This window comes from Syntrophorhabdus sp. (assembly GCA_012719415.1).
Classification (GTDB): domain Bacteria; phylum Desulfobacterota; class Syntrophorhabdia; order Syntrophorhabdales; family Syntrophorhabdaceae; genus Delta-02.
In genome coordinates this window covers 1-13,984 of sequence record JAAYAK010000048.1, presented here as the reverse complement: position 1 = coordinate 13,984, position 13,984 = coordinate 1, and the positions used below count along the sequence as shown (strand labels likewise).

Sequence of the window (13,984 nt, the reverse complement as noted above, 5' to 3'; positions counted from 1 at the left end):
CTCTAGAAGGCGGTTACCATGCAACTGGGAAGGTCATGGGCAGGAAGATCGCTGAAAAAGGAGGTCAGACGCCATGCTGAAACCTACGAAGATCCTGGTACCCACCGATTTTTCAGGTTACTCTGACGCCGCTCTCAAACAGGCTGCCGACATAGCGGAGGAATACGGGGCCGAGTTGCACGTTCTCCACGTTGTGGAACCAAGGATACACTCCATGTACGAATACGAGTTTGCGGGAAAAAAGGCGTCGCCCGAAGGCGTCAGGAGCCTTGAGACCAGGCTCGTTAAATCGGCGGAAGGCAGAATGCTCCATTACGTGGAACAGATAGGATCGGGGAGAAGGATCAAGCTCTTCCCCAAGGTTCTGAAAGGTCAGCCTGTAACAGAAATACTCAAGTTCCAGAAGGACAGGGGCATCGACCTCATCGTCATCTCCTCCCTGGGCCACGGCGGCCTGGCCGAGTATTTCACGGGCTCGGTGGCCCGCAACGTGCTGAAAGGCGCCACCTGTCCCGTGCTCCTGACAAAGAGCTGAACCGGGTGGCACCGCGCGGGGCGTCTCGCGCCCGGCCCTTGCGACCCCGAAAGGAGGGAGCCATGTTGAAACCAACAAAGATCCTGGTGCCGACGGATTTTTCGGAGTATTCCGATAAGGCCCTCCAGCAGGGCATTGACATTGCCCGGCAATACAATGCTGAGGTGTACCTCTTCCATGTCATACCCATGGAGTTGACACACGTCGTCGTTGATTACGCCATTCCCATGGAGGCGATAGAGAACTTCGAGAAACAGCAGGTGGACACCGCGATGGAGAACATGAAAACTCAACTGGCCAAGTTCCCCAAGGCCGGAGAGGTGCAGGTCTTCATGGAGATCGGGAAGGGTGTCGCCTATGAGGAGATCCTCAGGGAGGAAAAGAAGAAAGGCATCGACCTCATTGTCATCGCCTCCCTGGGAAGAACGGGACTCGCGAAATACTTCATAGGCTCCGTATCCAGAAACGTCCTCAGACACGCCGAATGCCCGGTGCTGCTGACCAAGTAACGAGAGAACGGCTGAAACCGCTTGAACAGCTTGAGCCGCTTGAACGGTCAAGAACCGAAAATGAGGATATACCTTCCTGAAAGACAAATCTTTTCATCTTGAACCCTCAGGCGGTTCAGGCAACCCAGGTTATTCTCTTGCCTTTTTTTAACGTTCAAGCGGCTCAAGCGGTTCAAGCGGTTTCAGCCATCTTTTTTATGTATTCTCCCCCTCGCCAGTGACGCAAAGATACCGAGGAAGGACAGGAGGGAGAAGATGAAGAAGGTTGTCTTTGTGCTTTGCAGGAATTGTCCGTAGTATTGCTCTGTTATCTGGATTCTCCCCATGAAGAGCATGAAGACGAACATGACGATGCCCATGCTGAGCGTCTGCCCGATGACGCGCATCGTCGCCATGGTGCCCGAGGCGACGCCATAGAACTTCTTGTCCACGGAGCTCATGATGGCGTTCGTGTTCGGAGAGACAAAAAGGGCGAAACCGAACCCCAGGAAGAGAAGATTGAGGACAACGAGCCAGGTATGTGTGGCTTCACCAAGGAAACCGAAAAGAAGAAGGGCGATCATGAGGGAGACCATCCCCATGGAGGACACGACGCGGGGTTCCACGCGGTCCGACAACCTTCCCGTAAACGTCGACAGGACGGCCTGCATGAGCGGCTGCGAAACAAGGACAAGGCCTGCCGCCTGGGGGCTGAGCCTCTTGATATACTGCAGGTAGAGACTGATGAGAAAGGTGACGGCGAAGGTGGCGCTGTAGTTGATGAGGGCCGCAAGGTTGGAAAAAAGAAAGACCCTGTTGTTCATGAAAAGTCGAAGTTCGAGAACGGGGTGTTCCACCTTGAGCTCCCATAAGCCGAAAAGAAAAAGCCCCAGGAGACCACCGGAGAAGAAGGAGATCCCCTTCAGCGAGGGAAGAGCGGTGAGGCCGTACATGGCGGCCGTGAAGGCCACGACGTAAAGAACGGAGCCCACGACATCGAAGCTTTCTCCCTCCGCCTCGACCCACTCCTCTTTGATCTTCCAGAGTGTAGTGACAACCACGACGGTACCTATGGCGACATTGGTAAAGAAGAGGCTTCTCCAGCCGAGGAGGTCTGTGAGGACACCCCCGATGAAAGGTCCCGACGAAACACCCACGTAGACAGCCGTCAGAACGATGCCGAGGGCCTTGCCCCGCTCGTTCGAGGGATAGACGGACGCGACGATCGTTACGCCCGTTCCGAATATCATCGAGCTGCCAACGCCCTGAACGACCCTCCAGACGATGAGCTCCGTCCCCGAGGTGGAAAAGCCGGCAAGAAGGGAAGAAAGGTTTATGAAGACCATACCCCAGAGGAAGATCTTCTTCCTCCCGTATATGTCTGAAGCCCTTCCCACCGGGACCAGGAAGGCAGCGGCGGAAAGAAGGTATGCCGTCGCCACCCAGCTCAGCGAGATGGCGTCCATCGAGAAGTGCGTCCCTATCCGCGGCAAGGCCACGGTGACGGAGGAAGCGGTGAAAGGCCCGAGGAAGGAGCTCATCACCGCGGCAAGGAGGGTGTTTCTCTTGAGGCTTGCCCTGGCGTCCATAGGATTCTGTCGACCTGACGACAGCCCACTATACCACAGAAGACCCCTACAGGGAGAACCTTTTCGTCCGCAGGGCCGCCCGCTCCCTGCACAAGAAAGAGTGTCGGTATCGTCACGTATCGGGGCGCACGGAATACCATTTGCCTTGCCAGAAGACACCGCCTCCACAGACGATCATGGACCACGACGGGAAAAAGAGTTGACTTTTCGCTGATTTTTCGCTAAGTTTGCGTTCGAAACAAACACACAACCTGTTGAGAAAGGGGTTAGCAACCATGGGCAAAGGTGACAAAAGAACCAAGAGAGGGAAGATCTTCGCTGGCTCGTCCGGAAAAACGCGTCCCAAGGGAAAGAAGTCCAAAACGACGGAAAAAACCGAGAAATAACCTCAACCAGGGGCGGTCGGCCCCTCATCGCATCCCGACGATGCCTCCAAAGTCCTTTACGATCCCCCTCGCGAGATCGGCAAGAGAGTTGCTCATCGCGGCTTCCGTGCCCGCGTCCCCGGGCTCCCCGAGGGGCGTCGAAAAAGCAACATCCTTTTCCGTGATCGGAGATGTACCGCCCGGGCCGTAGAGGATCCACCTCGCCCGCGTTTCCAGAACGCCGGGCCTCGAGACCTCGAACACCCGAAGGTCCACCGCTATCCGGTAGTCGGCATTCCTGCCCCGCGGATCGGGAACCACTTCGATCCCGTAAGGGACGAGAAGGCGCCTTACGTTCTCCGCGACAACCGCCGGGATCTGCCACTCCAGCACGCTCGCCCTCCGGTCCGCCGACGAGATGTTCGCCGGGTTCATCGTGGTATCCATGATCGTGGCGGCACGGGTGATGTAGCCGGGAACATCCGTGGGGCCCACGGCCACGACAAGCCTTTTCCCCTGCGTCACCACGTAAGGTCCGGGGGGCATTGGCAACGGGACCAGCCCGGGATACCCCGGCCCCGTCGCCACGGAGACGGCGCAGCCGGCTGACAGCGCGAACACGAGGGCAACCGTGAGCAACTTCGTCCTGATCGTTTCACGTCTCATTCCGGTGACCTCCCTGAGATCCTCCCGTTATGTTCTTCTTTCATCATGTATTCTACATTTTTTCCCCGAACAACGAAAGGAACTCCGACCACGTGAGACCCGCCTTTTATATCTTTGCCAGAGGAGGGAAAATGATATAGAATAGCGGAAAACGTCCCCGGGAATCTCCCGGAAGATCGGCTTCGGGCCGCAGGAGCAAGAGACCATGAATTACGTACTTGCCGTACTTGCTGTCGGGTTTATCGTCCTCATCCACGAAACAGGCCATTTCGTGGCCGCAAAACTCGCAGGGATACCCATCCGGACCTTCTCCATCGGTTTCGGGCCAAGACTGTACGCGTTGCGAAGAGGTGGCACCGAATACCGGTTGTCCCTCATTCCCCTCGGCGGATATGTCATGCCCGATATCGATGATGAAAAGGCGTTCTTCGACCTGCCCGTTCTTCGGCGGGTGGTCCTGGCCGCCGGCGGCCCCGCGGCCAGCTTGGCGCTGCCCTTTTTCTGCTTCGCGCTGTCCGGCGCGCTGCGCTTCGGGCCGGGCTTCGACAGCCTTCTTCTCCAGCCGCTGGAGCAAACGGCGACGGCCTTCATGAAGATCGCGTCCGTCATCCCCCTCCTTTTCACCCACCACGGAGAGCTTTCCGGAATAGCCGGGATCGTCTCCCAGGGGGGACGCTTCATCGGGACCGATGGTCACAACCTCCTGTCCTTCACGGCCCTCATGAGCATCAACCTCGCCGTCCTCAATCTCCTTCCCGTGCCCGTCCTCGACGGCGGAAAGATCGTCATGTACGCCATGGAGAAGCTGAGCCGGAAGGTCGTCAAGCTCCACTACCCCCTCTCCGTAGCCGGCTGGGCCCTCATGCTCGCCCTCATGATCTACGCAACGGTGCTGGATGTGGGGAGGATGACATAAAAACGGTTCAAGGGTTCAAGGGTTCAAGGTAGAAGAAAGACAACAACGTGCGGCTTGAGTGAGTGCCAGGCAACGTCGCCTTTTCTTTTCCTTTGAACCCTTGAACTTTTGAACCCTTGAACAATTATTTAAATTTGTGATGGTCCTTGTTCTTTTCGTAGAGGATCTTCAGACCTTCCAGGGTGAGGAACTCATCGACGACATCGATCGTTTCGGAGCCCTTGTAGATGAGGCTTGAGAGACCGCCCGTCGCGATGACGAGGGGATCGGTCCTGACCTCTTCCTTCATCCGCTTCACTATACCGTCGACGAGGCTCACGTAGCCGTACGTGATGCCGGCCTGCATCGCCTGGACGGTGTTCTTGCTGATGAGCGTCTTCGGCTGGACGAGCTCGACGCGCGGGAGCTTGGATGCCCGTTCGAAGAGGGCATCGAGGGAGATGAGGATGCCCGGCGCTATGGAACCCCCGGCATACTCCCCTTTGGGGGTGATGTAGTCAAAGGTGGTGGCGGTGCCGAAATCGACTATGATAAGCGCCTTCTTGTACTTGTCGTACCCGGCCACGGCGTTGACGATCCTGTCGGCGCCGAGTTCCGTGGCATTCTCGTAAAGTACGGGCATTCCCGTCTTGATGCCGGGCTCTACAACGATGGGCATGATGCCGATATATTTCCTGCACACGATCTCGAAGGGGATGAGAAGCGGCGGGACGACGCAGGACACGATGGCGCTGTGTATCTCGCCGAGGCGTATCTTTTCGATGTACAAAAGGCTGTTGAGGAGGATGGCGTATTCGTCGACGGTCTTGCCCAGGGCCGTGGACAACCTCCAATGATTGAGGAGCTTGCCGTCGTGATAAACGCCAAAAACGATGTTGGTATTCCCGATGTCGATGACAAGTAACATTAGAAGTTCACGTCTCCTGCTAGGATTTTCTTGGTGGTACCGCCTATGTCCAGAAGGATCGCGCCGTCACGGTCAATACCGATCGCCGTCCCGGCGAAGACCTCGCCCATCTGGTTTATCTCGAGGTGCTTCCCGCGGATCCGGGCCCTTTCTTCCCAGATGTCGCAGATGGTCCGGGCACCCTCTTTCTTGAAAAGATCGTAATATCTTTCAAGATTGGACAAAAGGATACCACACACCCTCGACCTTTCATACGTTTTTTTTGTCTCCATGAGCAACGAGGTTGCCGTCGCCCTGATCTCTCCGTCCATGTCCTCGGGGGCCATATTGACGTTGAGGCCTATCCCGATGACGACAAAGCGCACCATGTCCGCCTCGGTGGAGAGCTCGATGAGAGTCCCTGATATCTTCCTTCCCCGCACGAGCACATCGTTGGGCCACTTGAGAGTTGCCGTCACACCCGCGAGTCCCTCGATGGTGTCCGATACTGCAAGTGACGAAAGGAACGTGATGGGGTAGATGATCGACGGGTGGATGGCAGGGCGGAGTATCACCGAGAGGTAGATGTTCTTTCCCATCGGGGAAGACCACCTCCTCCCGAGCCTGCCCTTGCCCCGGTCCTGCGACTCGGCCACTACCGAGACTCCTTCGGCCTCGCCAGCCAGTGCCTGCCTGAAAGCGAGAACGTTCGTCGAATCGAGCCTTTCCTTGTGGATGATCTTCGAACCGATCCTGCCGCCCGATCTGTATCGCTCTATCTCCCAACCGTAGAGTTTGTCGGGGGTGCCGACGAGATGGTAGCCCTTTCCCTTGGATTTGTCGATACCGTATCCATACCGCTCGAGCTGGTTCATGTACTTCCAGACCGCCGTGCGCGAAACACCCAGCCTCCCGGCTATGTGATCGCCAGATATGAACCCGCCGGCTTCGCGCAGATGCCGGAGCACTTCGCTCAAGTTATCCATTTTCGATCCTGTCGTAACGGGAAAAGTACATCGTGAAGGAGGCACGTCCCTGGGATAGAGACCTGATATCGGTTGAGTATCCGAACATGTTCGTGAGGGGAGCGTTCGCATCGACGACGGTATACTTGTCCTTCGTAATGATACTGGCTATATGGCATTTGCGGGAGTTGAGGTCGGAAATGATCTCTCCGAGAAATTCGTTGGGCACCGTCACCGCGAGGGACATGATGGGCACGAGCAACACAGGCCCCGCCTGCTGGCAGGCATCGCGCAGCGCGTCATAGGCCGCCATCTTCAAGGTAAGACGGGCAAACTCGGGGTTGTTGAAGGTGGCGTCGTTGATCTCGACGCGTAGGTCGGTAAGGGGATATCCCTTCAATACCCCTATGTTGAAGGCCTCCGAAATACCCTCTTCCGCGGCGTTGACGAAGGGATAGACGGGGTTGTCCTCGCCGACGCGTGAGATGATGAGATTGCCCTCCCCCCGTGTGTTCGGCGCCACCGTGATAGACACCCAACCCTTGCAGGGAACGTTGTTGATGACCTTCTCGAAGGTGTGCTCGCGGGTCAGGGACCCTTCGATGCTCTCCTTGTACACGACCTGCGGCTTGCCCACGTGGAGATCGATGCCGAATTCCTCCCTGACACGGTGCATGATCACGTCGAGATGGAGCTCTCCCATCCCGGACACAACCGTCTGGTACGCGTCCTCGTCGGTCTTGACGACGAAGGTGGGGTCTTCCTGCGCTATCCTCTGGAGGGCGAGGAGGAGCTTTTCCTGGTCCGCGTTCCTCGCCGCTTCGACGGCGACGGAAATGACGGGCTGATAGACCTCTATGGGTTCGAGAAGGAGGGGCTTCGCCTGCGTAAGGGTGTGTCCCGTCGAGGTCTCCTTGAGTCCCACGATACCCACGATGGCCCCCGTCCTCGCCTCCTCGACGCGGTCCTTATGGTTGGCATGCATCTTGTAGATGCGGGATATCTTCTCCTTCTTCCCCAGGTTGACGTTGTAGACGTCGCCACCCACCTTCATCGATCCCGAGTAGATCCGGATGTAGGTGAGTTTCCTGCCCTCCTCCATGACGATCTTGAAGGCCAGGGCGGCCAGGTCCTCGTCATCGCTCGGCCGGCGCTCCTCGAGCTCCCGGGTCTCGGGATTCTCACCCGTAACGGGGGGCACGTCCAGTGGAGACGGCAGATAACGGATCACGGCGTCGAGCAGCGGCTGGATCCCCTTGTTCCTCAAGGCGGCGCCGCAGAGAACGGGAACGCACGTGAGGCCGATGGTGCCCTTGCGGAGGGCAGCGTAGATCCGGGACGGCTCTATTTCCTTGCCTTCCAGGTAGAGTTCCATCAACTCATCGTCGAAAAGGGAGAGTTTGTCGAAAAGCTTTTCCCGGTAAGAGGCCGCCTTTTCCCTGTATTCCGCGGGGATGGAGATCACCCGGTACGTCGCCCCCAGGTCCTCGTCCTCCCAGGCCATCGCCTGCATGGTGACAAGGTCGACGACGCCGAAGAAACCGTCCTCCCGCCCCAGGGGGATCTGCAAAGGCACGGGGTCCGCTCCGAACTTCTCGACGATCATGTCGATGACACGGAAAAAATCGGACCCTACGCGGTCGAGCTTGTTGACAAAAGCGATCCGGGGGACGCGGTACTTGTCCGCCTGGTGCCACACCGTTTCCGTCTGCGGCTCCACGCCGCCGACACCACAAAAGATGGCCACCATGCCGTCGAGGACCCTCAAGGACCGCTCGACCTCGATGGTAAAATCCACATGGCCCGGGGTATCGATGAGCTGGATCTCGTGGTCCTCCCAGTAGAGGGTGGTCACCGCCGAGGTGATGGTGATGCCGCGTTCCTGTTCCTGGGGCAGGTAATCCATGACGGCGGTGCCCTCGTGGACCTCGCCGATCTTGTGGGTCCGGCCGGTATAGTACAGAATCCGCTCCGTCACCGTCGTCTTTCCGGCGTCGATGTGAGCGGCTATCCCTATGTTCCTGATCCTGGAAAGCCGCGTCTGCTGTTTTTTCATTTTCGCATAAGATATAGACCTAAGACGGCTGAAAAGTCAACAAAGAAGGCTGAAAGCAAAGGGCTTTTGGCGACTTGAAATCGGGCGGCGGAAGGTGTTTACTGTAGGGGACCCTTCAGGGACATATCTCACCACGGAGAGGATGAAAACAATGAATACACCGCACATGCTTTATTCCCGGGACGAGAACGTGGCCGTGCTCACCATCAACCGGCCGGAAGCGAGGGGCGCCTTCAGTCCCGAGATGATCCGGTTGTGGCGCGAGCACCTCGGGGAGGCGCGCCGTGATGACGGCGTCACCGTCATCGTCGTGACGGGCACGGGTGATACCTTCTGTTCCGGGGGTGACATTCGCGACATGGCCGAAGGGAAGCTTAGGTCCTGGGACATGAAACGATTCCTGTGGGAAGGGGTGCACCGGATCATCCTCACCCTGGAAGACATCGACAAGCCCGTTATCGCCGCCATAAACGGGGCCGCCATGGGAGCGGGGATGGATATGGCCATCATGTGTGACCTGAGGGTCTGCTCCGACAGGGCGAAGCTCGGCGAATCGTACATCCAGATGGGCCTTATCCCCGGCGACGGAGGCGCATGGTTCCTGCCGAGGCTCGTCGGTGTCCCGAAGGCGCTGGAACTCCTTCTCACCGCCGACGTGATCGACGCCGACGAGGCACTTTCGCTCGGCATCGTCAACCGCGTGGTCCCTCACGAGGACCTCATGGAGGAGACGATGAAGCTCGCCCGCAGGATCGCCGCGAAGCCGCCGCTCGCGGTACGGATGATGAAGCGGGCCGTCTACCAGGGCACAACGAGCACGCTGAGGTCACACCTCGACTATATCTCGTCGCAGATGTCCCTCCTTTCCGAGACGGCCGACCATGGCGAAGCGGCGCGGGCCTTTCTTGAGAAGAGGAAGCCAGTGTTCAGGGGGAAATAACGGTCGCAGGTCGCAAGGTCTTTTCGCGAGAAAAGACCGTCACAGGTCCCAGGTCTCATGTCACAGGCCAAAAACCGTCGAAGGTCGCCAAAGAAAGGCGGTGGAGGGGGGCCGGTTGTCAATACAGTTGCTGGCCAGTGCGCTTTTCGGGAATTTTTCTGTTTACTCTTCCCGTCATTTATATTATGTATGTGTAGGGCTTGGGCTGGTGTGTCAATAGGGGTTGCAATCCGCCTTCGGGCATATTGATACCAGACAGGGGGTTCATTATGGGTAAGCTCAGCTCAACGTTCGTATTCACCGCAGTCATCGTTTCTCTCGTGTTTCCTCTCTTCGTTTCCTCCCAATCGACGGATGTCGTATACCCCGAAACGAAACAGGTCATCACCATCGTGAAAGAAGCTTCGCAGGAGGTCGAACGAAAGGGAGAGGCGGCCTTCGTGGAGTTTCGGAAGAAAGGGAGCAGATGGCTCCATGACGACACCTATGTGTTTGTCATAGACACACAGGGAAAGGTCATTCTCAACCCCACCCGCCCGGAGCTGGAAGGCAAGAACCAGCTGAATCTCAAGGATGCCGTGGGAAAACCCTTCATCAAGTGGTTCGTCAAGGAAGTGACGGACTACCCCGGCAAGACCGAGGGATGGTCCCACTACGTCTGGTTCAAACCGGGACAGGAGATCCCGTCGTGGAAGACGTCCTTCTTGAGGTACGTCAAAGCGCCTTCGGGAAAGGGATATATCATCGGCAGCGGGCTCTACGAAATGAAGCCCGAGAAGGCCTTCGTCGTCGATATCGTCGATGAGGCCGCGTATATCGTCGGCAAGGAAGGGCGCGGCGCTTTCCCCGTGCTGCGCGACAAGGCCGGGGAGTTCAATTATCTCACCACATATGTTTTCGTCATCGATCCAAAGGGCATCGACCTTGTCAACCCCGCTTTCCCGCAACACGAAGGCAGGAACGTCCTCTCCCTGAAGGACAGCAAGGGAAAACCTTTCATCAGGGACATGATCGCCATGCTCGCGGACAGGAACAGCGGCTGGATCACCTATTCGTGGCCAAAACCAAGGACCACAAAACCATCCGACAAGGAAACCTATGTGAAGAAGGTCAGGAGCGGCAATGAGACCTTCTACGTGGGGTCGGGTATCTATCTCGAGTAGAAGTCTTCGATCATCCTGAAGGCAGGCGAAGAACTTCCTCCGCGGGACGGGGCTCCCGGTACGTTGACGAGAGTGAAGAACCCGCTGGAGGAACAGGATCATCGGTATTCTTTATTGGGATTTGCGCGCAGCGGGTCTGTACCCTTAAGCAACCGGACAAAACACAAAGAAAAAGGGGGTAGCACAATGAATCCAGTTCAACCTGATCCTATGTTTCCCTGGTTCATCTGGTGGTTAATGATCATCGGGCTCTTTCTCATGACCTTTATCGGGACGTGGATAGTCACAAGGAGGTGGGACGAATGAACTCACAATTCCTGCCAATCCCCGAGATCACGGTCACGATGGCCGTCACGTCGTCCATCGGCATCGCGATCCTTCTCGGCGTCTCCATTCTCCTTGGCATTCTCGGGAAGAAGCAATGGAAATCCTTCGACGAATACCTTGTCGGCAAGCGGGACATGGGTCCCGTCGTGACCGGCTGCGCGCTTTCAGCATCATATCTTTCCGGCTGGGCCTTCTGCGGCAGCACGGGCATCGTCTATTCCGTCGGGTTCTCCGGCATGTGGTTCGCCGGCATGTGGAGCCTCATCGGGGTCATTCCCTGTATCTGGGTGGCCTCCGCCAAAACGCGGGAGTTCGCGGTAAAGCTCGGAGCGGCAACCGTGCCGGAGCTCATGGGACGCCGCTATGAGTCGAAAGCCCTGCAGACGGTGGTCAGCATCAGCATGCTCTTCTTCCTCTTCATCTACTCCGTTGGGCAGCTCAAGGCCGCGGGCGGCGTCTGGTACGCGGTGACCGGTTTTCCTCCCGCCCTGTGCCTCTTCCTCGGCGTCTTCATCGCCTGGATCTACATGGTCCTTGGCGGATACGTGGGCACGAACTGGTCCATGGCGTTCCAGGGAGGATTCCTCGGCATCACCGGGGCGCTTGTGGGTATCATCGCCCTCGTGAAATCAGGCGGCTTCTCCGAGATATCGAACCAGATCCTCGCGCAGGACCCGAGGCTTCTCCTTCTTGTGCGGCCCGACCTTCCCGCCACGGGACCGACGGAGTTCTTCTCGAGCTGGGTGGGGCTTCTTTCCATCCCCCTTATCTTCTTCACCATGGCCATCGGTTTCCCCCATAACCTGGGAAGGTTCCTGGGGATGAAGAAGATGAACAAGAAGGAGTTCTGGATCCTCGTCCTCATCGTCTGGGCGATAACGGGCATACCCGTCATGCTCGCCGCGTCGACGAACGGGCTCATCACGAGGATGCTCTTCGGCCCCGAGCTCTTCAAGATAGAGCCCTGGAAGGCCGACCTGGCGGCGCCGCTTCTCACGTACGCCATAGGCGGCATCCCGCTCCAGACACTCTATGTCATGGGCCTTTTCGCGGCGACCCTTTCCACCCTGGCTGGCATGGTCATGATCATGAGCGCCAACGTCACGCGGGACATCATCACCCTCTGGCGTCCCCAGGTCAAGGACAAGACCCTTATCAGGCTCTCCTATTTCCTCATCGCCCTCTTCCTCTTCCTGCCCTTCTACTGGACGTGGAAAAGGCCGCCCGAACTCCTGTCGGTCTTCATGGGCCTCGCCGCGATGGGCCTTGGCGCCATCTTCTTTTTCGTGACGGCCATGTCCTACTACTGGAAGGGAGCGTCGAAGTGGGGCGCCATGGTCACGGTGATCTACGGGACCGTCGCCAGCCTCGTCGGCGGTTATCTCGTCTTCCAGAAAAAGGTGATCGGCATGGGAACCATGGAATGGATACTCCTGATAGGATGCCTCATCCTCTACGTCGGAGTGAGCCTTGTAACGAAGAAACCATCAAAGGAACTGCTCGACCAGCTGTTCGCAAAAGCCAAATAACGGGAAAGCAACAAAAGAGGCCGGAGTCTCCGCCCCGGCCTCTTTTGTTGCACTATCTGAAGAATGACCAATAACAACCTCTGAAAGACCAGAGAAGGGACAATGATCGTTGGAATTTGGTCATTGGTCATTTTCTTCTTATTTGGTTATTGAGATTTGGTTATTCTTTTCTACTCTCCATACGCCAGCTGCTTCAGGAGTTCCATGGCCCGGCGGGCCTCTTCGTCGGTGAGACTTCCAAGGCCACAGCTCGTCGTGAAGAGGATGCTGTCGGTGTCGGGGGTAGTGATTGAGGCGATCTTCTCCACGAAGGTCGCGGCGCGGTCCCGCACCGTGTCGGGTGTCTCCTCCATGACCTCCGGCGATGAAGGGACAATACCGGGCGCGATCCACCCTCCCCTGTCGAGAAAACCCTTCAGGTCTTCGGTAAAGTAGAAGACCGTGTCGAGATAGGCGAAGGCGTCATAATTGACGATGTCGATCTCCGACTGGAAGGGGACGGACCAGTCCGTGTTGCCGCAGACGTGGATGCCGCGGCGGGCGGGCAGGTCTTCCACGACCTCGTTCAGGGAGGCGATGACCTCTTCCCTGGGGATCGATATGTAAGCCGACCCGAAGGAGACCATGTAAGGTTCGTCAAAGAAAATGATGATATCCACGCCGGGATATGCCGCCTGGATGGTCTTTATCATCCACTTCGCCTTCATTCGGAGGGCTTTCTTGATGATGTCGTAGAAAGCGAAATTGTAGATGACGGGTTTGTCCTTCTCGTCCTTCAGGCCGAGACCCATGCTGAAAGGTCCCGTTACCTGGCATTTGATGAACTGAAGGTCGTCCTCTATCTCGCGAAGCCGCTCGAGGAAGCGGTAGAAACCCGGCGCGCATCTTTCCGAGACGGCAAAGGCGCCGATATTGTCATTGGCAACGTTCTCGTAGAACTCCTCTATCCCGTCGGTCCCCTCGGTGTTCACGAAGACGGTGTTCTTCGCCTCATCGCTCACAATGCAGGGCACGCCTTCCAGGAAGGTGGTGTACATGTTCTCCAGCGGGGAGCGCTTCGGCAACTGCGGCCAGAAGGGTATCCCCTTGCAGGTGGAAAAAATGAGATCGATCGTTTGATCGACGCTCGTAAAGGGAAAACTGCCGATACCGGTTATCATTGTCTCCTCGTAAATGGACTTTGCGTTGCTGTCTAGGGAAATTTCTATCACACGTGGCGGGATGAAGTAAAGAGAAGAGAGGTCATGGGTCATGGGTCACACCTGTCCAAAATGGATCTATGGCGACACACATGCTGACCCTGCGGAGCAATCCCGGGAAACAAGAATGACCAATGATCAAATTCCAATGACCAATGAAAAAGATAATGACCAATTCACCAATAACCAATTGAAAGAAAAGGGCAGAACGGACCGCCTCTCCCATCACCTATCACCCACTGCTGTCCAAGATAATCCGTTTCCCAAAATGCGTTCCTTATAAAACAACGGTTTAGGACAGGTAAATCCTCCCTTCCAAAACCAGGTTGTCCTTTCCATGATCATTGCATGTCATTATGC

At 57.0% G+C, this 13,984-nt stretch carries 13 protein-coding genes; 7 read left to right on the top strand and 6 right to left on the bottom strand.

Annotation, left to right across the window (positions count from 1 at the left end; all coding sequences use genetic code 11):
- Positions 1–73: 73 nt before the first annotated feature.
- Together GXX82_02945 and GXX82_02940 are read left to right on the top strand one after the other, a co-directional pair.
- Complete coding sequence (locus GXX82_02945) at positions 74–535, top strand: universal stress protein (GenBank protein NLT21984.1); 462 nt, start codon at positions 74–76, stop codon at positions 533–535.
- Between the two features lie 62 nt (positions 536–597).
- Entirely contained in the window at positions 598–1,044 is a 447-nt protein-coding gene (locus GXX82_02940) for a universal stress protein (GenBank protein NLT21983.1), read from the top strand.
- Between the two features lie 182 nt (positions 1,045–1,226).
- Here GXX82_02940 and GXX82_02935 read toward each other — a convergent pair whose 3' ends face one another.
- The gene (locus tag GXX82_02935) at positions 1,227–2,612 is read right to left on the bottom strand and encodes an MFS transporter (GenBank protein ID NLT21982.1); all 1,386 of its coding nucleotides are present in this window, start codon (positions 2,610–2,612) and stop codon (positions 1,227–1,229) included.
- A gap of 275 nt (positions 2,613–2,887) precedes the next feature.
- On the opposite strand from GXX82_02935, the gene GXX82_02930 reads away from it, so the two are divergent.
- Positions 2,888–2,998, top strand: coding sequence for a 30S ribosomal protein THX (locus GXX82_02930; GenBank protein NLT21981.1), 111 nt, complete (start codon positions 2,888–2,890; stop codon positions 2,996–2,998).
- 24 nt (positions 2,999–3,022) lie between these two features.
- On the opposite strand, the gene GXX82_02925 is transcribed toward GXX82_02930, so the two are convergent.
- Complete coding sequence (locus GXX82_02925; protein ID NLT21980.1) at positions 3,023–3,643, bottom strand: hypothetical protein; 621 nt, start codon at positions 3,641–3,643, stop codon at positions 3,023–3,025.
- 205 nt (positions 3,644–3,848) lie between these two features.
- Here GXX82_02925 and GXX82_02920 point away from each other — a divergent pair, with 205 nt between their 5' ends.
- A complete protein-coding gene (locus GXX82_02920) occupies positions 3,849–4,559 on the top strand; it encodes a site-2 protease family protein (protein NLT21979.1) in 711 nt (236 codons plus the stop codon).
- A 124-nt stretch (positions 4,560–4,683) separates the two neighbouring features.
- Here GXX82_02920 and GXX82_02915 read toward each other — a convergent pair whose 3' ends face one another.
- The 3 genes from GXX82_02915 to fusA are packed head-to-tail and all read right to left on the bottom strand — an operon-like array spanning position 4,684 to position 8,466.
- Entirely contained in the window at positions 4,684–5,466 is a 783-nt protein-coding gene (locus GXX82_02915; protein NLT21978.1) for a type III pantothenate kinase, read from the bottom strand.
- Positions 5,466–6,431 (bottom strand): biotin--[acetyl-CoA-carboxylase] ligase, encoded by a 966-nt coding sequence (locus GXX82_02910; GenBank protein NLT21977.1) that lies wholly within the window; start codon positions 6,429–6,431, stop codon positions 5,466–5,468. Before GXX82_02910 ends, GXX82_02915 begins: the two co-directional genes overlap by 1 nt.
- Entirely contained in the window at positions 6,424–8,466 is a 2,043-nt protein-coding gene (gene fusA, locus GXX82_02905; GenBank protein ID NLT21976.1) for an elongation factor G, read from the bottom strand. Before fusA ends, GXX82_02910 begins: the two co-directional genes overlap by 8 nt.
- 151 nt (positions 8,467–8,617) lie before the next feature.
- Between fusA and GXX82_02900 the strand changes: the two genes are divergently transcribed.
- The 3 genes from GXX82_02900 to GXX82_02890 all read left to right on the top strand — a co-directional run bounded on the left by GXX82_02900 (position 8,618) and on the right by GXX82_02890 (position 12,425).
- Positions 8,618–9,406 (top strand): enoyl-CoA hydratase, encoded by a 789-nt coding sequence (locus GXX82_02900; protein ID NLT21975.1) that lies wholly within the window; start codon positions 8,618–8,620, stop codon positions 9,404–9,406.
- A 269-nt stretch (positions 9,407–9,675) separates the two neighbouring features.
- Positions 9,676–10,569, top strand: coding sequence for a hypothetical protein (locus GXX82_02895; protein ID NLT21974.1), 894 nt, complete (start codon positions 9,676–9,678; stop codon positions 10,567–10,569).
- A 302-nt stretch (positions 10,570–10,871) separates the two neighbouring features.
- Positions 10,872–12,425, top strand: a complete 1,554-nt coding sequence (locus GXX82_02890; protein ID NLT21973.1) for a hypothetical protein — start codon at positions 10,872–10,874, stop codon at positions 12,423–12,425.
- Between the two features lie 170 nt (positions 12,426–12,595).
- Here the strand turns inward: GXX82_02890 and GXX82_02885 are convergent, their stop codons facing one another.
- Positions 12,596–13,585, bottom strand: coding sequence for a hypothetical protein (locus tag GXX82_02885; protein NLT21972.1), 990 nt, complete (start codon positions 13,583–13,585; stop codon positions 12,596–12,598).
- Positions 13,586–13,984: the final 399 nt, after the last annotated feature.